The organism is Kitasatospora sp. NPDC088742, from assembly GCF_055584905.1.
This window is the reverse complement of record NZ_JBVJLD010000070.1, coordinates 1-19,811: the sequence shown is the minus strand read 5'-3', so window position 1 is coordinate 19,811 and position 19,811 is coordinate 1. Positions and strand designations below refer to the sequence as shown.

16 protein-coding genes are annotated in these 19,811 nt (G+C 73.3%); 12 read left to right on the top strand and 4 right to left on the bottom strand.

Going from position 1 to position 19,811, the window contains the following annotated elements:
• Positions 1–52 precede the first annotated feature (52 nt).
• On the bottom strand, positions 53–1,549 hold the full coding sequence (locus ACZ6ZR_RS35485; RefSeq protein ID WP_465649618.1) for an MFS transporter: 1,497 nt from the start codon (positions 1,547–1,549) through the stop codon (positions 53–55).
• Between the two features lie 106 nt (positions 1,550–1,655).
• Positions 1,656–2,303: a TetR/AcrR family transcriptional regulator gene (locus ACZ6ZR_RS35480; protein ID WP_465649616.1), complete on the bottom strand. Its 648-nt coding sequence runs from the start codon at positions 2,301–2,303 to the stop codon at positions 1,656–1,658.
• 247 nt (positions 2,304–2,550) lie between these two features.
• On the opposite strand from ACZ6ZR_RS35480, the gene ACZ6ZR_RS35475 reads away from it, so the two are divergent.
• The gene (locus ACZ6ZR_RS35475; protein ID WP_465649614.1) at positions 2,551–3,891 is read left to right on the top strand and encodes a type I glutamate--ammonia ligase; all 1,341 of its coding nucleotides are present in this window, start codon (positions 2,551–2,553) and stop codon (positions 3,889–3,891) included.
• Between the two features lie 203 nt (positions 3,892–4,094).
• Here ACZ6ZR_RS35475 and ACZ6ZR_RS35470 read toward each other — a convergent pair whose 3' ends face one another.
• Positions 4,095–4,745 carry a CGNR zinc finger domain-containing protein gene (locus ACZ6ZR_RS35470; RefSeq protein ID WP_465649612.1) on the bottom strand — a complete coding sequence of 217 codons (651 nt, stop codon included), beginning with the start codon at positions 4,743–4,745 and terminating at the stop codon, positions 4,095–4,097.
• Positions 4,746–4,878: 133 nt separating this feature from the next.
• Between ACZ6ZR_RS35470 and ACZ6ZR_RS35465 the strand changes: the two genes are divergently transcribed.
• From ACZ6ZR_RS35465 to ACZ6ZR_RS35455, 3 genes are all read left to right on the top strand, one after another.
• Positions 4,879–5,430, top strand: coding sequence for an HPP family protein (locus ACZ6ZR_RS35465; protein WP_465649611.1), 552 nt, complete (start codon positions 4,879–4,881; stop codon positions 5,428–5,430).
• A gap of 69 nt (positions 5,431–5,499) precedes the next feature.
• A complete protein-coding gene (locus ACZ6ZR_RS35460) occupies positions 5,500–6,138 on the top strand; it encodes an HD domain-containing protein (protein WP_465649609.1) in 639 nt (212 codons plus the stop codon).
• Between the two features lie 407 nt (positions 6,139–6,545).
• Entirely contained in the window at positions 6,546–9,464 is a 2,919-nt protein-coding gene (locus ACZ6ZR_RS35455) for a glycoside hydrolase family 48 protein (RefSeq protein WP_465649607.1), read from the top strand.
• Between the two features lie 68 nt (positions 9,465–9,532).
• Here ACZ6ZR_RS35455 and ACZ6ZR_RS35450 read toward each other — a convergent pair whose 3' ends face one another.
• Positions 9,533–10,402, bottom strand: coding sequence for a HipA family kinase (locus ACZ6ZR_RS35450; RefSeq protein ID WP_465649605.1), 870 nt, complete (start codon positions 10,400–10,402; stop codon positions 9,533–9,535).
• Between the two features lie 92 nt (positions 10,403–10,494).
• Between ACZ6ZR_RS35450 and ACZ6ZR_RS35445 the strand changes: the two genes are divergently transcribed.
• The 8 genes from ACZ6ZR_RS35445 to ACZ6ZR_RS35410 form a co-directional block, all read left to right on the top strand.
• Complete coding sequence (locus ACZ6ZR_RS35445; protein WP_465649603.1) at positions 10,495–10,935, top strand: SRPBCC family protein; 441 nt, start codon at positions 10,495–10,497, stop codon at positions 10,933–10,935.
• A 276-nt stretch (positions 10,936–11,211) separates the two neighbouring features.
• Positions 11,212–12,390 carry a glycosyltransferase gene (locus ACZ6ZR_RS35440; protein ID WP_465649601.1) on the top strand — a complete coding sequence of 393 codons (1,179 nt, stop codon included), beginning with the start codon at positions 11,212–11,214 and terminating at the stop codon, positions 12,388–12,390.
• Between the two features lie 333 nt (positions 12,391–12,723).
• The gene (locus ACZ6ZR_RS35435; RefSeq protein WP_465649599.1) at positions 12,724–14,217 is read left to right on the top strand and encodes a sugar transferase; all 1,494 of its coding nucleotides are present in this window, start codon (positions 12,724–12,726) and stop codon (positions 14,215–14,217) included.
• A 35-nt stretch (positions 14,218–14,252) separates the two neighbouring features.
• Entirely contained in the window at positions 14,253–15,584 is a 1,332-nt protein-coding gene (locus ACZ6ZR_RS35430; protein WP_465649597.1) for an O-antigen ligase family protein, read from the top strand.
• On the top strand, positions 15,581–17,260 hold the full coding sequence (locus ACZ6ZR_RS35425) for a lipid II flippase MurJ (protein WP_465649595.1): 1,680 nt from the start codon (positions 15,581–15,583) through the stop codon (positions 17,258–17,260). The genes ACZ6ZR_RS35430 and ACZ6ZR_RS35425 overlap by 4 nt, the downstream gene beginning before the upstream one ends.
• Complete coding sequence (locus ACZ6ZR_RS35420) at positions 17,250–18,065, top strand: polysaccharide deacetylase family protein (RefSeq protein WP_465649593.1); 816 nt, start codon at positions 17,250–17,252, stop codon at positions 18,063–18,065. The genes ACZ6ZR_RS35425 and ACZ6ZR_RS35420 overlap by 11 nt, the downstream gene beginning before the upstream one ends.
• A complete protein-coding gene (locus ACZ6ZR_RS35415; protein ID WP_465649591.1) occupies positions 18,062–19,237 on the top strand; it encodes a glycosyltransferase in 1,176 nt (391 codons plus the stop codon). The genes ACZ6ZR_RS35420 and ACZ6ZR_RS35415 overlap by 4 nt, the downstream gene beginning before the upstream one ends.
• Positions 19,238–19,312: 75 nt before the next feature.
• The coding region (locus tag ACZ6ZR_RS35410) for a YveK family protein (protein ID WP_465649589.1) at positions 19,313–19,811 on the top strand (499 nt) is incomplete at its 3' end.

Here is a 19,811-nt window from a genome sequence, read left to right as displayed (position 1 = left end):
CCGGAAGGGAGGCGGGGCCCTGGCGCTGCGTCAGGTCAGCGTCGGATTAGGATCAGTGCACCAGCACCGGGACGGCGTCGTCCTGGGCGGCACCGTCGGCCGGGGCCTCCGGCTTGCCGGTGTTGATCAGGACGCCGGCGATCGCGGCGGCCAGCACCATGATCCCGAAGGACCACCAGATGGCGGTCTGGAAGCCGTGCACCATGCCGCCCAGGCCGTAGGCCTGCGGGTTGGCCTGGGCCTCGGAGACGTGGTCCTTGAGCCAGGCCGTGGTGGCGCTGGCCGCGATGGTGTTCAGCAGCGCGGTGCCGATGGCGCCGCCGACCTGCTGCGAGGTGTTGACCATGGCCGAGGCCACGCCCGCGTCCCGCGGCTCGACGCCGTGGGTGGACAGGCTCATGGCCGGCATGAAAGAGGTGCCCATGCCGAGGCCCATCAGCACCAGGCCGGGCAGGATCAGCGCCGGGTACGAGGAGTCGACGTCGATCTGGGTGAGGATCAGCAGACCGGCCGAGGCGAGCAGGAAGCCCGGCACCATCAGCATCCGCGGCGGCACCCGGGTCATCAGGCGGGCGCCGATCTGGGTGGAGCCGGTGATCATGCCCGCCACCATCGGCAGGAAGGCCAGACCGGTGGTGATCGGCGAGTACTTCAGCACGACCTGCAGGTAGTAGGTCAGGAAGAGGAACAGGCCGAACATCCCGATGATCGCGACACCGAGCGAGGCGTAGACGCCGGCCCGGTTCCGCTCGGTGACCACGCGCAGCGGCAGCAGCGGGGCCTTGACCTTGCTCTCGACCAGGACGAAGGCGGCCAGCAGCACGGCGGCGGCGACGAACAGACCGATCGTCACCCCGGAGCCCCAGCCGGACGACTCGGCCTTGGTGAAGCCGTAGACCAGCGCGACCAGGCCGGAGGTGACCAGCAGCACGCCGGGCACGTCGAGCTTGTTGCGGTTGCGGCCCTCGGCGGGCTCGCGGATCACCATCACGGCGCCGGCTATGGCGGCCAGGGCGAACGGGATGTTGACGTAGAAGGTCCAGCGCCAGTTCATGTACTCGGTGAGCAGGCCGCCGAGGATCAGGCCGATGGCACCGCCACCGCCGGCGATGGCGCCGTAGATGCCGAAGGCCTTGGCGCGCTCCTGGCCGGAGGTGAACATCACCGCGAGCAGGGAGAGCGCGGCCGGGGCGAGCAGGGCGCCGAAGACGCCCTGGAGGGCGCGGGCACCGAGCAGCATGGCGGTGTTGACCGCGGCGCCGCCGAGCGCGGAGGCCAGCGCGAAGCCGATCAGGCCGACGATGAAGGTGCGGCGGCGGCCCCAGAGGTCGGCGATCCGGCCGCCGAAGAGCAGCAGCGAGCCGAAGGCCAGCGCGTAGGCCGTGATGACCCACTGGCGGTTGCCGTCGGAGATGTGCAGGGCGGTCTGGGCGGAGGGCAGGGCGATGTTCACGACGGTGGCGTCGAGCACCACCATCAGCTGGGCCAGGCCGATGAAGACCAGGGCTTGCCAACGACGCGGGTCGGGCGCCGTGTTGGTTCCGGACAAGGGTGTACCCACTTAGGTGCGAGAGCGTGCGAGAGACGAGCGGTGTGCTCGGAAGAAGTCACGGGACGCGCTCGGGCTCTGCCGGGCGCGGGTTTCCGACGGAACGTCAGTGCTTCGGGCGCTTGAGGTCCTCCATGGCCGCGGGACGGCCGGGCAGTTCGGAGCGGGCCGGGGCCCGCATGCCGTCCAGCAGGAGCAGCAGGTGGCGGCGGGACCAGCCCTCCGCCGTGAGGCAGCCGGTGCCCGGCAGCGGCCTGGTCAGCTGGGTCACGGCGACAAGGTAGTCGCCGACACCGACATCGGTGCGGAACACCCCGGCCTGCTGGGCCCGGGTGATCACCTCGGTCACCAGCGCCGTCAACTCGGCGCCCGCTTCGGCCAGTTCGGGATGGTCCGGATCGGCGTGCTCGCTGACCAGCGGGCAGAGCGCGCTGATCTGCTCCTCGGCCGCGGCCAGGGTGAAGCGCACCACGGCCTGGAAGGCGTCGACCTCCTCGGCCATGGCGGCCCGGGCGTGCTCGGAGACGCGGCGCATCACCGAGCAGGCGACGTGGTGGACCAGCTCGCGCCGGTCCGTGAAGTTCCGGTAGACGGTCGCGTTCCCCACCCCGGCCCGGCGGGCGATCTCGTCGAGCGGGACGTCCGGCCCCAGCTCGACGAGGGCCTCCCGGGCCGCGTTGACGATCCGCTCCCGGTTGCGGGAGGCGTCGGCCCGCAGTCGTGGTGCGCTCGCCTTGGTGGCGGTGGCTGTCATCGGTCCAACTCCTCTCCGACCCCGTTACCGGGGACGGATTCCCCGGATGTTCAGAACATAGCGTCAAACGGGGAGCTTGTCCCCGGATATTTCGAGCGGCGGTGTGACCTGCGTCATGTTCGCCGTCGCACTTCTTGACAGGACACCGGCAGCTGTGACCGGGCGGCTACCCGATGGAGTGGCACCGCACCGCCGGGCGAGTGACACGGGCCCGGCGCCCGGCCCGCGCGCGGGCAGCATGGGCGGCATGAACAGCGCACCGTCGCGCGCCGAGCGCGCCGCCCGGGCCCGCCTCGTCGCCTCCCGGTTGACCGCCCAGGGCGTGGACGGAGTGGCCGTCAGCTGGGTGGACAACTCCGGGATCGGCCGGGTGAAGACCTTCCCGGTCGGGCAGTTGGAGCACGCCGCCGAGTGGGGAGTGGGGGCGGCGCCCTGCTTCGACGTCTTCCTGCTGGACGACTCGGTCACCTCCAGCCCCTTCACCCGTGGCCCCGACGGCGACCTGCGGCTGATCCCCGACCTGGAGCGGCTGGTGCCGCTGGCCGCCCAGCCCGGCTGGGCCTGGGCCCCGGCCGACCGGTACGCCCAGGACGGCACCCCGCACCCGGGCTGCCAACGCCGGTTCGCCGCCCGGATGGTGGAGGCCGCCGCCCGCCGCGGGCTGGCCCTGAGCACCGGCATCGAGGTGGAGTGGGTTGTCACCGACGCCACCGGAGCCCCGGCCACCACCGCGCCCGCGTACGGGATGCACCGCTTCGCCGACTTCTCCGACTACCTGCGGGACCTGCTGCGGGCGCTGGGCGAACAGCAGTTGACGGTGCTCCAGCTCCACCCCGAGTACGCGCCGGGCCAGTTCGAGGTCTCGGTCGCCCCGGACGGGCCGCTCGGCACCGCCGACACCACCGTGCTGGTGCGCCACACCATCCGGGCCGTCTCGGCCCGGCACGGCCTGCGGGCCAGCCTCGCGCCCGCGCTCACCCCGGAGGGCGTGGGCAACGGCGGCCACCTGCACCTCAGCCTCTGGCGGGACGGCCGCAACCTGGCCACCGGCGGCCCCGGCCCGTACGGCCTGCACCCCGCCGCCGAGCAGTTCCTGGCCGGGGTGCTCGACCACCTCCCGGCCCTGCTCGCCCTCGGCGCCCCGAGCGCCGCCAGCTACCTGCGGCTGCGGCCCTCCCGCTGGTCCGGCCCGTACCGCTGCTGGGGGCTGGAGAACCGGGAGGCGGCGCTGCGGCTGATCACCGGCTCCACCGCGGGGCAGGCCAACGCCGAGGTGAAGTGCTTCGACGCCACCGCCAACCCCTACCTGCTGGTCGGCGGGGTGATCGCGGCCGGGCTGGACGGGCTGGACGCGGGCAAGCCGCTGCCCGGCGAGGTGAGCGGCGACCCGGCCGAGCTCGGCACGGTGGAGCGGCTGCCCGCGAGCCTGGCCGAGACGGCGGACGCCTTCGAGACCTCGATGGTGCTCCGCGAGGCGCTCGGCGCCCAGCTGCACGCGGCGGTGCTGGCGGTCCGTCAGGCCGAGGCGGAGCTGTTCGCCGACCGCGCCCCGGAGGAGGTCATCGGGGCCACCGTCGGGCGGTACTGACCGCCGTCCTAGTGCCGGGCACGGCACTAGCGGATCTGACGCCCCGTCGCCGGACCTACCTCCCGGTAATCGCCCGTCCGTGTCCACAGCTGACGGAGACCGGGTGCTGTCCTGGCCGCACCGAGGGACGGCTCCCTAATGTCGTTGGTGAAGGAACGACCGCACCCGGAGTCGAGGAGAGGGCGCCATGGGCCGCAGAGGCATCAGACCGTAGGGTCGGCCGGCGCACGCAGCCGCCTGCTGTGCCTGGCGACCCGTACCCGGTTCCCGCAGGTGGTGGTGCACCACTCCCGCCGCGCGTGGCTCCGGACGAAGTACAGGATGCAGCCCGGCGCCGGACAGGCCCGGACCTGCTCCGCGGCGGGGCCGGTGAGCAGCTCGACGCCGGCGGCGGCGATCTCGCCCAGGGCGACCAGCCGCAGGTCCGGTTCGGTCCAGCGGGCCGTCGCCCCGCTGCCGTCGGGCGCGAACTCCAGCCATCCGGCGGCCAGTCGGGCGGTCCGGTTCACCGTGGCCAGGGCCGGGTGGGACGGAACGGCACCGGCCACCAGGGCGGCCGAGAGCTCGCGCAGAGCCGCGCGCAGCTCCCGGTAGCGGTCCAGGTGGGCGGAGTCGGCCGGCAGGTCGTCGAGCAGCGCCGCCAGGCCGGGGTGCAGCCGCTCGCCGAGCCGGGGCAGGCAGGTGCGCAGCCAGTCGTCCAGCTCGGCCGGCTCGGTCAGGGCGTCCATCAGGATGCCCCGGGTGCCGCCGTGGACGTAGGTCGTGTTGACAAGGTCGAGTGCGAGCGGTTCGCCGGTGAGGGGCAGTCGGTCCGTCGCCGTCCGGGTGCCGCGCTGCCGAGTCGTGCTGCTCATGAGCCCATCATGCCTTTCCGCCCGCCGTGTCCGGTTCCGGTCCCGGAGGAAGCGCGAAGTCCGCCCTCCAGCTAATGTGTAGCATGCTGAAAAGGCATTAGTAGCGTCTCGCGACGAATCCGAGGGAGTCCTCATGACCAACCTCTCCGCCCCGCCCGCGGCGGCGCCGTCCGCGGCCCGGCCGGCGGCCAAGCCGAGCCCGTTCGCCAGCAAGGCCCCGGCCCGCCCCGCCTTCTCCGCCATCGGCGTCGGCACCCTCGGATCGGTGGCGGCCCTGGTCGCGCTGGTCGCGATCGGCGTCGCGCTGCACCAGACCGTGCTGATCCCGCCGCTGGCGGCCAGCGCCGCGCTGGTCTTCGGCGCGCCCGCGCTGCCGCTCTCCCAGCCGCGCAGCGTGATCGGCGGTCAGCTGATCTCCGCGCTGGTCGGCTTCGTGGTGCTGGCCGTGGCCGGTCACTCGATGTGGGCGGCCGGGGTGGCCGGTGGTCTGGCGCTCGGCGCGATGATGCTGGCCCGTACGCCGCACTCGCCCGCCGCCGCGACCGCCGTGATCGTGGTGCTCACCCAGCCCCACACGGTGAAGTTCCTTGCCCTGCTGGCCCTCGCCACCGTGGTCCTGGTGGTGGTCGGCATGATCGCCGGGCGCAGCGGCAAGACGGCGAAGTACCCGAGCTACTGGTGGTAGCCGCCACTGCCCGCTGAGCCCCGCCACGCCGGGCGACCCCCTCACCGACCACTTGCCTGGAGCCACCTGATGGCCGTTCAGATCGCCGGCATCGAGATCCCGGACAGCAAGATCGCCAACGAGGCGACCGAGCTGGTCCGCGAGGCCACCACCGACCTGGTGTTCCACCACTCCCGCCGGGTCTTCCTCTGGGGCGCCCTGCAGGGCGAGCGCCGCGGCCTCACCGTCGACCGCGAACTCCTCTACGTCGGCGCGCTCTTCCACGACCTCGGGCTCTCCGAGCGGTTCCGCGGCTCGGGCCGCCGGTTCGAGATCGACGGCGCCGACGAGGCCCGCGCGTTCCTGCTCGGGCACGGCGTCCCGGAGGAGGGCGCCCGCCTGGTCTGGGAGGGCATCGCCCTGCACACCACCCCCGAGATCCCCGCGTACATGGCTCCCGAGGTGGCCCTGGTCACGGCCGGCGTGGAGCTCGACGTGCTCGGCATCGGCTACCACGACGTCTCCGACGAGGTCCGCGCGGCGGTCACCGCCGCCCACCCCCGGCCGGACTTCAAGCGGCAGATCCTGGCCGCCTTCAACGAGGGCATCGCCCCTCGCCCCGCCACCACCTTCGGCAACATCAAGGCCGACGTGCTGGCGCACTTCGACCCCGACTTCGTCCGTCCGGACTTCGTCGAGGTCATCCTGCGGTCCGACTGGCCGGAGTGAGCCCCGGCTCGTGACGGCCGCCCCCGTGACCGGTGCCTCCGGCTCCGCGGTGGTCATGGCCGGCTACCCATGTAGGACGCCAGGCCGCTCGCGCGGTCTGGTCCGAGGCCCAGCGGTTCATCAACGGAGGCTGACGCGCCCGGGCCTCGGTGGCCGGGGGCCGCACCGCGACGGCGGAGCGGCCCCCGGCCTGCTTTTCTGTCCGCCCCCACATGCCGGTCGGTCCGGGTGAACTGACGGAGTGCTGGGCGCGCTCCCACGGGCCCGCCCTGAAAGATAGCCAGCTCGCCCCGGGTTGCCAACACCCCTTGCTGCGCAGTCTCTTGACACTCCGTCTGCGTCTCCCGATTCTTGGGAGCGCTCCCACAGTTCCGTCCTCCTCATCCCCCACCCGCAGGAGTCGACAGATGTCACCCCCCACCTCCCGCAGCACCCGTCTGCCCGCACTCGGTGCGGCCCTGGCGCTGCTCGCGGCCGGGCTCTCCACCGCCGTCGCCGCCCCGGCCTCGGCCGCCGCCGTCCAGTGCGGCGTGGAGTACACGATCCCCAACGACTGGGGTTCCGGCTTCACCGTCAACGTCAAGATCAACAACGTCGGCACCGCCGCCATCGACGGCTGGACCCTCGGCTACTCCTACGCCGGCAACCAGACCGTCTCCGGCTCCGGCTGGAACGGCACCTGGACCCAGAGCGGCAAGAACATCACCGTCACCGCGCCGTCCTGGGCCACCTCCATCCCGGCCGGCGGCAGCGCCTCGGCGGGAGCCAACTTCAGCTACAGCGGCACCAACACCACCCCCACGGCGTTCACCGTCAACGGCACCACCTGCGCCGGCGCCCACCAGCCCCCGGTCACCACGCTCACCAGCCCGGCCCCCGGGGCGAGTTACGCCGCCGGTGCCGCCGTCCCGCTGGCCGCCACCGCCACCGCGAGCGACGGGGCGACGATCGGCAAGGTGGAGTTCTACGACAACACCACCCTGCTCGGCACCGACACCACCGCGCCGTACTCCTACAGCTGGACCGGCGCCGCCTCCGGCAGCCACTCGGTCTACGCCAAGGCGTACGACTCCACCGGAGCGAGCAGCGAGTCCGCCCCGGCCGGGATCACGGTGGCCGCCGGACCGTCGGTGAGCGCCACCCCGGCCGCCCTCTCGGTGACCCAGGGCGGCACCGGCAGCATCGCGGTCAAGCTCTCCGCCCAGCCCGCCGCCAACGTCACGGTGACCACCGCCCGCACCACGGGCAACACCGGACTGTCCGTCAGCACCGGTGCCTCGCTGACCTTCACCCCGGCCAACTGGGCCACCGCGCAGACCGTCGGCATCGCCGCCGACGCCGCCTCCACCGGCGCGGCGACCTTCACCGTGAGCGCCGCCGGCCACACCGCCGCCACCGTCACGGTGACCGAGCTGGCCGCCGGGACGGGCGTCTACAACGACCGCTTCCTCCAGCTGCACGGCAAGCTCATGGACCCGGCCAACGGGTACTTCTCGCCCGAGGGCATCCCCTACCACTCGGTGGAGACCCTGCTGGTCGAGGCCCCGGACCACGGCCACCAGACCACCTCGGAGGCGTACAGCTACCTGATCTGGCTCCAGGCGCAGTACGGCCGGATCACCAAGGACTGGTCCAAGTTCAACGCGGCGTGGACGCTCATGGAGACGTACATGATCCCCACCCACGCGGACCAGCCGACCAACGGCTCCTACAACGCCTCCAAGCCCGCCACCTACGCGCCCGAGATGCCGCTCCCGAGTGACTACCCGGCGCCGCTGAACACCTCGGTGACGGCGGGTCAGGACCCGATCGCGGCCGAACTGGCCGGCGCCTACGGGACCAGCGACATCTACGGCATGCACTGGCTCCAGGACGTCGACAACGTCTACGGCTACGGCAACGCGCCGGGCAAGTGCGAGGCCGGGCCGAGCGACACCGGACCGTCCTACATCAACACCTACCAGCGCGGCTCGCAGGAGTCGGTCTGGGAGACCATTCCGCAGCCGACCTGCGACAAGTTCGCCTACGGCGGCAAGAACGGCTACCTGGACCTGTTCGTCAAGGACAACTCCTACGCCAAGCAGTGGAAGTTCACCGACGCCCCGGACGCCGACGCGCGCGCCGTCCAGGCCGCCTACTGGGCCGACACCTGGGCCAAGGCCCAGGGCAACGGCAGCCAGGTCTCGGCCACCGTCGCCAAGGCCGGCAAGATGGGTGACTACCTGCGCTACTCGTTCTTCGACAAGTACTTCAAGAAGATCGGGAACTGCGTCGGCGCCTCCACCTGCGCGGCCGGTACCGGCAAGGACTCCTCGCACTACCTGCTCTCCTGGTACTACGCCTGGGGCGGTGCCTACGACACCTCGGCGGGCTGGTCCTGGCGGATCGGCGACGGCGCCGCGCACGGCGGCTACCAGAACCCGATGGCGGCCTACGCGCTGGCGAACGACCCGGCGCTGGCCCCCAAGTCGGCCACCGGCAAGGCGGACTGGGCCACCAGCCTGACCAGGCAGGTCGAGTTCCTCCAGTGGCTGCAGTCCAGCGAGGGCGCCATCTCCGGCGGTGCCACCAACAGCTGGGAGGGCAGCTACGCCACCCCGCCCGCGGGCACCCCGACCTTCTACGGGATGTTCTACGACGAGAAGCCGGTCTACCACGACCCGCCGAGCAACCAGTGGTTCGGCTTCCAGACCTGGGGTCTGGAGCGGCTCGCCGAGTACTACTACTCCAGCGGTGACGCCAAGGCCAAGGCCGTCCTGGACAAGTGGGTCACCTGGGCGCTGAGCAAGACCACCTTCAACGCCAACGGCACCTACCAGATCCCGTCCACGCTGGCCTGGAGCGGCAAGCCCGACACCTGGAACTCCGCCGCGCCCGGCGCCAACACCGGACTGCACGTGAGCGTCGTCGACTACACCAACGACGTCGGGGTGGCCGGGTCCTACGCCAAGCTGCTCTCCTACTACGCGGCCAAGTCCGGCAACGCGGCGGCCAAGTCGGCGGCGCAGAAGCTGCTGGACGGCATGTGGAGCAACCACCAGGACGCCAAGGGCGTCTCGGTGCCGGAGACCCGGACGGACTACAGCCGCTTCAAGGACGCCGTCTCGGTGCCCTCCGGCTGGACCGGCACCATGCCCAACGGTGACCCGGTGAACGGCAGTTCGACCTTCCTGTCGATCCGCTCCTTCTACAGGAACGACCCCGACTTCGCCAAGGTCCAGGCCTACCTGGACGGCGGCCCGGCCCCGGTCTTCAGCTACCACCGGTTCTGGGCCCAGGCGGACGTCGCCACCGCGATGGCCACCTACGGCGAGCTCTTCGGCTGACCGCCGCCGTCACGGCCCCGCCCCTGCTCCACGGGGGCGGGGCCGTGACGGTCCGTCAGTCGGGCGGGTCAGCGGGTCTGCGGCTTGCCGCTCAGGTCCGGGACGTCCTGCAGCCAGGCCGGGCGGCCCGCCCGGGTGGCGGCGGCCCGGGACGCGGCGGTGCGCGCCAGCTGCTCCGGGCTGGGGAAGTCCTCCGGCAGCCAGGCCGCCGACTCGGCCGCCCGGGCGGCCAGTTGGGAGACGTACGCCTCGCGCAGCTGCCCGGTGGAGTCGAACCCGGGCTCGTCCGCCAGCCACTCGTCCGGCACCAGGGCGACCACCTCGCGCAGCAGCTCCGGGGTGACCAGCGGGGCCAGCGCCGCGTCGGCCGCCTTCACGTCCGGCGCGTACCGGCCGAGCGCGTGCTCGCTGAGGTCGTAGCGCTTGAGCAGCGAGGCCGCCGCGCCGGACCAGCGGTGGTGGAAGACCAGGCCGGCGCCGTTGTCGATCAGCCAGAGCCTGCCGTGCCAGACCATCAGGTTGGGGTTGCGGTAGCTGCGGTCCACGTTGGCGGTGAGGGCGTCCAGCCAGACGATCCGGCCGGCCTCCACCGGGTCGACCTCCAGCAGGCCGTCCTTGAAGTCCCGGGCGCCGGGCAGGTAGTCCATGCCCAGGTTGCGTCCGGCGCTGGCCCGCAGGATGTCCTGGATCTCCTGGTCCGGCTCGTGCGCGGCGACCGCCGGGTCGAAGTCCACCAGCACCAGCTCCGGCACCCGCAGGCCGAGCCGGCGGGCCAGCTCGCCCACGATCACCTCGGCCACCAGCGCCTTGTGCCCCTGCGCCGCCCCGGCGAACTTGACCACGTAGGTCCCCAGGTCGTCGGTCTCGACGATGCCGGGCACGGAGCCTCCGGCGCGCAGCGGGTCCAGGTAGCGGAGAGCGGTCACCTCGGTCAGCACACCGGCCAGCCTATCCCGCTGTCCGCTGTGATTGGCTTGGGCCGGCGGCGGTACCGCTGCTGTGCGAGGGAACGGTAGAGGAGAGTACAGAGATGGGACAGGTGCAGGCCACCACCGAGCGGGTCCTCCCCGGGGCGGCTCCGGACCGCGTGTTCGAGGCGCTCGCCGACTACGCGGTGATCCGGCCGAAGCTGCTGCCCGAGCAGTACAGCGAGTACGAGGTGCGGGCGGGCGGGCGCGGGGCCGGGACGCAGGTGCACTGGAAGCTCCAGGCCACCGAGAAGCGGGTCCGGGACTGCCTGTTCACCGTCACCGAGCCGGTCGGGCGCACCCTGGTCGAGACCGACGCCAACTCCTCGATGGTGATCACCTGGACGGTCACCCCCGAGGGCACCGGCAGCAAGGTCACCGTCCGGGCCACCTGGACCGGAGCCACCGGCATCGGAGGCTTCTTCGAGCGCACCTTCGCGCCCAAGGGCCTCAACCGCATCCACGACCAGATCCTGGTCAAGCTCGCCACCGAAACGGCCTGACCCACCCGGCCCGGCAGGGCAGCGCCTCGGGGCCGAAGGCCCAGGGGCGCGGGGAACTGCGCGAGTACGGAAGGCGGCTCGGCGTCAGGTCGGGGCAGGCGAGCCAGTTGCACGTGGTGCCGTTCCCCGGCGCGCAGTTCCCCGCGCCCCCGGTGTGACCACCTTGGTCCGCAGACGGCGGCCCGGGGGTTCCCCGTACGAGTGGTCGTTGTCACCGGTACGGGTGATGGTGCCCCGGCCCGGGGCGGCGGCGAACCTAGGCTCGCCGCCGTGCCGATGACTATCCTTCACGTCTCCCAGCCCGTCGACGGCGGCGTCGCCCGCGTCGTGGTGGACCTGGTCCGAGGTCAGCGCGAGGCCGGCTGCCGGGTGTTGGTGGCCTGTCCGCCCGAGGGCAGGCTGGCCGCCGAGGCGGCCGCCGCCGGGGCGCTGGTGCTGGACTGGGAGGCCGGGCGTTCGCCAGGGCCGGGGACCGCGGGGGAGGCCTGGCGGCTGCGCCGGATCGTCCGCGGCACCAACCCCGACGTGCTGCACCTGCACAGTGCCAAGGCCGGACTGGCCGGCCGCCTCGCGGTGCGCGGCTCGGTGCCCACCGTCTTCCAGCCGCACGCCTGGTCGTTCGCCGCCGTCACCGGCCCGGTGGCCGCGGCGAGCCTGAGCTGGGAGCGGCTGGCCGCCCGCCGGTGGTCGCACGCGGTGCTCTGCGTCAGCGGGCAGGAGCGTGCCGACGGTGAGGCGGCCGGTCTGACGGCCCGTTGGCGGGTGGTGCCGAACGGCGTCGACCTGCGCCACCACGCCCCCGCCGACTCGGCGGCCCGCCGGGCCGCCCGGATGTCGCTCGGCCTGGACCCGGCCGCGCCGCTGGCGGTCTGCGTCGGACGGCTCTGCCGGCAGAAGGGCCAGGACGTGCTGCTGGCCGCCTGGCCCGCCGTCACCTCCGCGCTGCCGCAGGCGAGGCTGGCCCTGGTCGGCGGCGGCCCGGACGCCAACGCGCTGGCCGACGCCGTCCGCGAGCTGCCCGAGCCATCCTCCGTCCGGCTGGCCGGGGACGTCTCCGACCCGCGGCCCTGGCTGGCCGCCGCCGACCTGGTGGTGCTGCCCTCGCGCTGGGAGGGGATGGCGCTGGCCCCGCTGGAGGCGATGGCCACCGCCCGTCCGGTGCTGCTGGCGGACGTGCCCGGCGCGCGCGAATGCCTGCCGCCGGAGCTGCTCCCGCACGGGCTGGTGCCCCCGGAGGATCCGGCCGCGCTCGCCCGACTGGTCGTGCGCGCGCTGCGGGATCCGATCGAATGCGAACGCCTCGGTCTGCTCGCCCGGGAACGAATGTCCGATCATCACGATGTCCGAGGGGTGGTCCGGCAGGTGGGGGACCTCTATCGAAACCTCCTTCGGGAGGAGGTCCCCGCGCAGCGGCTCGCCGAGGGGCCCGACACCCGTGTCCCCGGGCGGTTCTGATCGTTTCTCAAACCGTGAATGCTCGCCGCGAGGGTGCTGCCGTGTTCGCATCTCGACCGGGCGACCGAGGATTCAAAATCCGAAAGTCTTATTAATGGGCGGGTGGAATGAAATGGCAAGTCAGCTTCCGGGAACCAAGCCAGCGTTCGGTATTGTCTGATTTTGCCTGCTTCGCTGTCATTTCTGAGCACCATACTCGGAAATACCCGAATAGCCGCCCGTGGCAGCAGGCGCTACCTGGACCGCATCCGTCGGCCGGGATTACCTCGTCGGTCCGACTCGGGTCCGGGTGTCCCGTCAAGGCGGGTACACAGCAGGGGAGTTCGTGCGCTGATGACCATTGACCACGAGAGTGTGCCACGGCCGGGCCACCACCCGGTGCCGTCCCCCTCCCGCCGGGTCGCCACCGAGCTCCTGGAGCGGCGACCGCCACGACGCCCGGCCACCTCCCGGTCCGCCCCGCCGATCGGCCGCCGGTACCGCCGCCGGGCCCCGTTCCGGATCGTCCGCCCGACAGCCCTGGTCACCGTGGACAGCCTGGCCCTGGGCGTCGCCATCGCACTCACCGACCCGCTGCACGCGGCCGCCGCGGTGCTGCCCTTCCTGCTCGCGCTCAACCTGGCCGGCGGCCTCTACCGCAGCCGCCTCACGCTCTCCGCCCTGGACGAGTTCCCCGCGCTGGCCGCCCGGGCCACCGTCGCCACCGCCTTCGCGGTCACCCTGGCCGCCTGCCTGGAGGGCTGGCCCGACAGCCCGGCCTCCCCGCTGCGGCTGCTCGCGCTGCTGGCCGTCTTCCTCCCCGCCGCCGCCGTCGGCCGCGCCCTGGTCTACCGGCTGCTCCGCCGCGGCCGCCGCCGCCGGCCGAGCCCCACCCTGGTGCTCGGCGCCGGCCAGCACGGCCAGAAGGTGGCCGCCGCCCTGGCCGAGCACCCCGACTACGGCCTCAGCCCGGTCGGCTTCCTGCACTCCGAGCCGGTGCTGCTGGCCGAGGACGCCAAGCTCCCGGTGCTCGGCAGCCGGGAGGAGATCGGCCGGGTGATCCGCCGTCACCGCATCCGGCACGTGATCGCCACCGACAGCACCACCGACGACGTCGAGACCGCCGCCAGCCTGCGCAAGGCCGCCCAACTCGGCTGCGAGGTCTGGCTGGTGCCCTCGCTGCGGGAGTACGGCGCGGTCCGCGGCAAGGACCAGGACCACCTCTGGGGCTTCCCCTGCCTCCAGGTCGGCCGCCCCGCCATGCAGCGCCCCGGCTGGATCGCCAAGCGTCTCCTCGACATCACCGCGGCCGGCTTCGGCCTGCTGCTGGTCTCCCCGGTGCTGGCCGCCGTCGCCCTCGCCGTCCGGCTGGACACCGGCCCGGGCGTGCTCTTCCGCCAGCAGCGCACCGGCCTGGACGGACGGGTCTTCACCGTCCTCAAGTTCCGCACCCTGCGCCCGGCCGACGAGCACGAGTCGGCCACCCACTGGAACATCTCCCAGGACCACCGGATGAGCCCGGTCGGCCGCTTCCTGCGCAAGAGCTCGCTGGACGAGCTGCCGCAGCTGTGGAACGTGGCCCGCGGCGACATGAGCCTGGTCGGTCCGCGGCCCGAACGCCCGTACTTCGTCATGCGGTTCGGCCAGGCGTACCCCGAGTACGCCGACCGCCACCGCGTCCCGGTCGGCCTCACCGGCCTCGCCCAGGTCAACGGCCTGCGCGGCGACACCTCCATCGAGGACCGGGCCCGCTTCGACAACCGGTACATCGAGAGCTGGAGCCTCTGGCTCGACGTCAAGCTGCTCTTCCGTACCGCCGCGATCATGCTGCACCCGGACGGGAGCTGAACGAGCAGGTGGCCCTGACCCTTCCTCACCACCGGGTGTTACCGGCCGGGTTCACCGTCCGCCGGGATCTGTGGCACCGCCCCAGCCTGCTGGCGGCCGCCACCGTCCTGCTGGTCTGCGTCCCCACCGGCGAGAAGGACGTCGCCGCCGCCGTCCACGTCACGGCCGCCGACCTCGCCTCGCTGGCCCTGGTCGCGGTGACCGGCCTCGCACTCCTGCGGGGCCGGCTACCGGCGCTGAACCGCACCGTCTGCCTGCTCTTCGGCGCCGTGGTGGTGGCCGCCGGGGTCGCCACCGTGCACTCCATCGACCCCTCCGCCAGCGTCACCGGCTTCGTCCGGCTGGTGCAGGTGTTCGTGCTGGTGCCGGCCGCCGTCCTCTGCTCCCTGCGGGACCGGCTCGACCAGCAACTGGTGCTCGGATCCCTGGTGTCGGCCGCGCTGGTGCAGGGCGTGGTCGGCGTCAAGCAGTTCCTCACCGGCACCGGCGCCTCCTACACCGGGCAGCCGATCCGGGCCATCGGCACCTTCGGCGCGCTCGACGTCATGGCGATGTCCACCGTGGTCAGCTTCGGGCTGATCGCCGCACTCGCGCTGGCCCTCGGCGAGCGCGGCCCCGACGGGCGGCGCGGCCTGCGCCTCTCCCTCTACGCCTCCGCCGCCTTCCTGCTCTTCCCGCTCGCGGTCTCCTTCAGCCGGGGCAGCTGGATCGCCACCGCCGCCGCCGTCACCGTCCTGCTGCTGCGCGCCGACGCCCGGCTCGCGCTGCGCGGCGCGGTCCTCGCCCTCGCGCTCGGCGTGGTCGCGATCGGCGGCCTCGGCCTCGGCGGCGCGGGCGTCACCGACCGGCTCACCAGCATCGGCTCGGTCTCCTCCGCCCCCGACCAGTCCGTGACCGACCGCTACGACCTCTGGGGCACCGCCGTCCGCATCTGGCAGGACCACCCCACCACCGGAGCCGGCCCCAAGGCCTTCCAACAACTCCGCGACAGCCACGCCCCCATCCGCCTCTCCTCCGGCAGCGACGCCGCCGACTCCCAGATGGGCTTCACCCGCGAGCCCCTCCTCTCCCCCCACAACATGTACTTCCTGGTCCTCAGCGAACAGGGCCTGATCGGCGCCCTCGCCTACCTCGCCCTCTTCCTGACCCTCCTGGCCAACTGCCTCCGCGGTGCGGGACGTGACGTGGCGTCAGCACTCGCCGCAGACGTGCCGCGGGGGGTGCGGCTGGCGGCGCTCGGGCTGCTCGCCTGGGTGGTCGTCGACTTCCTGTACGCGGACATCGGCGGGACCACCACCGTGCTCACCTCGGTGATCCTCGGGGTGGCGATCCGGGCGGCGTTCCCGGCCGAGGCGGCGCGGAAGTGAGCACCGATCAGCAACTGGCCGTCGCGGAGGTGCCCGCGCCGCGGACGGAGAGCACTCCGCCCCGGCGCGACTTCCTCGCCAAGGCCTTCGGCGTCACCGCGCTGCTCACCGCCGCCGGCTCCGCCTTCGGCCTGCTCCGCGACCTCCTGCTGGCCCGCTACTTCGGCGCCAACCAGGGCACCGACGCCTTCCTGGTCGCCTGGACCGTCCCCGAGACCGCCGCGCCGCTGCTGATCGAGGACGCGATGGCCTTCCTGATGGTCCCGGCGTTCAGCCTGGCCCTGGTGCTGCGCGAGGAGCACCCACACGGCCCGGACCCGGTACGCCAGTTGGTCCGCGCCACGCTGCCCTGGCTGCTGCTCGCGCTGTGCAGCCTGTCGGCCGCCGTCGCCGTCGGCGCCCCGCAGCTGGTCGGCTTCCTGGCCCCCGGCCTGGCGGACCCGGCGCTCGCCGTCACCTGCACCCGGATCACCGCGCTGACCATCCTCCCGTTCGGCGTGGCCGGCTACCTCGGCTCCGCCCTCCGGGCCCACCACAGCTTCACCGCCCCCGCCGGCATCTACGTCGCCTACAACCTGGCCATCCTCGGCGTGCTGCTCACCGGCCACACCGTCTGGGGCGTCAGGTCCGCCGCGATCGGGGTCGCGACCGGCAGCGTGCTGATGGCGGCGGTGCTCGTCGGCCCGTTCCTGAAGAGGCTCCGCGCGGGCAAGCGCCGCAAGTCCCGCCGGGGGGCGGCCGGGCTGGTGCTGATCCCCTTGGCGATGCTGCCGGTGGCGGGCTTCACCCTGACCCGGCAGTCCCAGGTGTTCATCGAGCGCCACCTCGGTTCGGGCCTGCCCCCGGGCACCATCTCGCACCTGAACTACGCCGCCAAGATCTCCCAACTCGCCATGACCGCGGCCATCCTGATCTGCACCGTGACCTTCCCGGTGGTGGCCCGCGCGCTGGCCGCCGGTGACCTGGGGGCGGCCCGGGACCGGGTGGAGAAGGACATCGGGCAGGCCACCGCGCTGGTCCTGGTGGGCACCGCGTTCATGATGGCCTGTGCCCCGTCCGTGGTGGCGCTGCTGTTCGAGCGCGGCGCGTTCACCGCCCACGACACCGCCGCCACCGCCGCCGTGATCCGGGTCTACAGCTTCGGCCTGCCGGCCCAGGCGCTGATCGGGGTGATGGTCCGTCCGTACTTCTCGGTCCGTCCGGTGGTCCGCCGGGCCGACGAGGACCCGGCGAGCTTCCGGGTCACCCGGCTGGACTGGTTCCCGGTCGGCGCGATGGCGCTCGGCCTGGCCGTCACGGTGGCGGTCGGCCTGGCGGCCACCCCCCGGTACGGCGGCCTCGGCCTGGCGGCCGGGAACGCGGCCGGGATCACCACCACCGCCGCGCTGCTGATGCGCGGTCTGCTGCTGCGCGGGATCGCGCTGCGGGTGCCGAAGGTGATCGGTGGTCAGGCCCGGCTGCTGGCCGCGGCCCTGGGCGCCGCCCTCCTCGGCTGGCTGATCGACGGCCTGGTCGGTGATCCGCTGCTGGCCACCCTGCTGGGCGGACTGACCGTCCTCACCGTGTTCGCCGCCCTCGCCGCCGCCCTCGGTTCCCCCGAGGTGCGGGCCCCCCTCCTGGCCGTCTCCAAGGCCCTCCAACCTTCGTCCGCTGAAGGGAAGCCCCATGGACGTTGACTCCGCACAGCACCTGCGTCTCCCGGCGCAGGCCCGCTCCGGCCGGCCCAAACCCCCGGCCGGCCTCGGCCGGACCGCCCCGTGGATCCTGATGTACCACTCGGTGGCCGACGAGGAGGAGGACCCGTACCTCCTCACCGTCAGCCCCGACCGCTTCGCCGCCCAGATGGAGTGGCTGCACCGCACCAACCGACGCGGCGTCAGCGTCCGCGAGCTGCTCAGGGCCCGCTCGGCCGGCCGGGCCGACCGGCTGGTCGGCCTGACCTTCGACGACGGCTACGCCGACTTCGCCCGGCACGCCGTCCCGGTGCTGCACCAGTACGGGTTCACCGCCACCGCCTACGTGGTGCCCGACCTGCTCGGCACCGAGAACGGCTGGGACATCGAGGGCCCGCGCAAGCAGCTGCTGACCGTCGACCAGGTGACCGAACTCGCCTGCGCCGGCTGGGAGATCGGCTCCCACGGCCTCGGTCACCAGGCGCTGCCGGGCCTGCCCCCCGAGGCACTGGCCGTGCAGACCCGGGAGAGCCGCCGGGCCGTCGAGGAGCTGATCGGCGGCCCCGTCACCGGCTTCTGCTACCCGTACGGCGCGGTGGACCTGGCGGCCACCCTGGCGGTCCGGGACGCCGGGTACGACTACGCCTGCGCGATCGAGCACAGCGGGCTCACCGGCCGCTTCGCCCTGCCCCGGAGCTACGTGGGCGACCGGGACGGCGCATGGCGGCTGCGGGCCAAGCGCGGCCGCCACCGGTTCCGGGACGTGGTCACCGGCCTGCGCCGCCACCCCCGGAGGTCGGTCCGGTGAGGGTGCTGCACGTGATCACCGGCCTGGCCTCCGGCGGGGCCGAGCGTCAGCTGGAGCTGATGGTCCGTCACCTCCCGCCCCGGTTCGAGTGCGAGGTCGCCACCCTCACCAACCCCGGCAGCGTGGCCGAGGCCCTGCGCGCGGACGGCGTCACCGTGCACGACCTGGGGATGCGCGGCAACCGCGACCTGGGCGTGCTGCCCCGGCTCACCGGTCTGATCCGGCACGGCCGGTACGACCTGGTGCACACCCACCTCTACCGGGCGATGCTCTACGGCCGGCTCGCCGCCCGGCTGGCCGGGGTCCGCGCCGTGCTGGCCACCGAGCACTCGCTGCACGCCACCGTGATCGAGGGCCGCCCCGTCACCCGGGGCGTCAAGTCCCTCTACCTGGCCGCCGAACGCCTCGGCACCACCACCGTCGCGGTCTCCGGCCAGGTCGCCGCCACCCTGGCCGACTGGCGCGTCCCGCCGCACCGGGTGGCCCTGCTGCCCAACGGCATCGACGCTGCCCGGTACGCCCTGCCCACCGCCTCCCGCCTCGCCCTGCGGCAGAACCTCCGGGCCGAGCTCGGCCTGCCGCAGACCGCCTGGGTGATCGGCGCGGTCGGGCGGCTGGTGCCCGGCAAACGCTTCGACCTGCTGGTCACCGTGCTCGCCGAACTGACCCGGCTGGCCGCCGAGCACCCCGCGCTGCGGGAGCCCTGGCTGCTCCTGGTCGGCGCCGGCCCCGAGCGGGACGCCCTGCTCCGGCAGGCCGCCGAACTCGGCGTCCGGCACCGGGTGCTGCTCACCGGCGAACGCGGCGACGTCCCCGAACTCCTCACCACCATGGACGTGTTGGCCGCCCCCTCGGCCGAGGAGACCTTCGGCCTCACCGTCCTGGAGGGCCTGGCCGCCGGGCTCCCCGTCCGCCACAGCGCCTGCCCCGCCCTCGACGACCTCCCCCCGGACGCCGCCCCCGAGGCGGCCCGCCTCCCGCAGACCGCCGCGGCCTACACCACGGCCCTGTGCGAGCTCTGGTCCCGCCGCAGCACCCCGCTGCCGGTCCCGGACGCCGTCCGCCACTACGACATCGCGGCCATCGCGGAGCGCCTGGCGGCGACGTACGAGCAGGTTCTTCGGGGGCGCGCAGGGGAACAGCAGCACGTGCAACTGGCTCGCCTTCCCTGATCCAGCACTGGTCCGCCTTCCGATTCGCGCAGTTCCCCGCGCCCCTGGGGTGGCCAATTCCAAGAGGAGTAACCAATGTCCGTTCTGAGCCGAGCCCGCCGTTGGTGGCCGATCGCCGTCGCGGTGCCGCTGGGCGCCGTCGCGGGAGCCGGCTACGCCGTGGTCTCCCCGCCGAGCTACGCCGCCAACTCCTACGTGGTGGTGGTGCCGCAGGGGCCGGGCGAGAGCGCCACGGCCGTCAACTTCGCCCAGGCGTACGGCCGGCTGGCCGGCCAGCCGCAGGTCCTGGTGGGGGCGGTCGCCGAGACCGGCCGTTCCGTGACCGACCTGGAGCAGCAGGTCCGCGGCACCACCTCCCCGGACGCCCCGGTGATCGAGATCACCGGCACCGGCCGCCGCGGCACCGACGCCGCCCGCGCCGCCGACGCGGTGGCCAAGTCCCTGATCGCCTTCGCGAACACCAGCAGCAAGGAGACCGGGGTCCGTCTGGTCCAACTGGCCACCGCCGCCGAGCCGGACCGCCCGGCCACCCCCTCCGCCGCACTGGACACCGCGGTGGGCACCGCCGGCGGCC

Excerpts from the sequence above, each read along its gene's own strand:
- ACZ6ZR_RS35475 (WP_465649614.1), top strand. The coding sequence starts at position 2,551 with ATGAACAGCGCACCGTCGCGCGCCGAGCGCGCCGCCCGGGCCCGCCTC.
- ACZ6ZR_RS35465 (WP_465649611.1), top strand. The coding sequence starts at position 4,879 with ATGACCAACCTCTCCGCCCCGCCCGCGGCGGCGCCGTCCGCGGCCCGG.
- ACZ6ZR_RS35460 (WP_465649609.1), top strand. The coding sequence starts at position 5,500 with ATGGCCGTTCAGATCGCCGGCATCGAGATCCCGGACAGCAAGATCGCC.
- ACZ6ZR_RS35435 (WP_465649599.1), top strand. The coding sequence starts at position 12,724 with ATGACCATTGACCACGAGAGTGTGCCACGGCCGGGCCACCACCCGGTG.
- ACZ6ZR_RS35420 (WP_465649593.1), top strand. The coding sequence starts at position 17,250 with ATGGACGTTGACTCCGCACAGCACCTGCGTCTCCCGGCGCAGGCCCGC.
- ACZ6ZR_RS35440 (WP_465649601.1), top strand. The coding sequence starts at position 11,212 with ATGACTATCCTTCACGTCTCCCAGCCCGTCGACGGCGGCGTCGCCCGC.
- ACZ6ZR_RS35445 (WP_465649603.1), top strand. The coding sequence starts at position 10,495 with ATGGGACAGGTGCAGGCCACCACCGAGCGGGTCCTCCCCGGGGCGGCT.
- ACZ6ZR_RS35470 (WP_465649612.1), bottom strand. The coding sequence starts at position 4,745 with ATGAGCAGCACGACTCGGCAGCGCGGCACCCGGACGGCGACGGACCGA.
- ACZ6ZR_RS35455 (WP_465649607.1), top strand. The coding sequence starts at position 6,546 with ATGTCACCCCCCACCTCCCGCAGCACCCGTCTGCCCGCACTCGGTGCG.
- ACZ6ZR_RS35480 (WP_465649616.1), bottom strand. The coding sequence starts at position 2,303 with ATGACAGCCACCGCCACCAAGGCGAGCGCACCACGACTGCGGGCCGAC.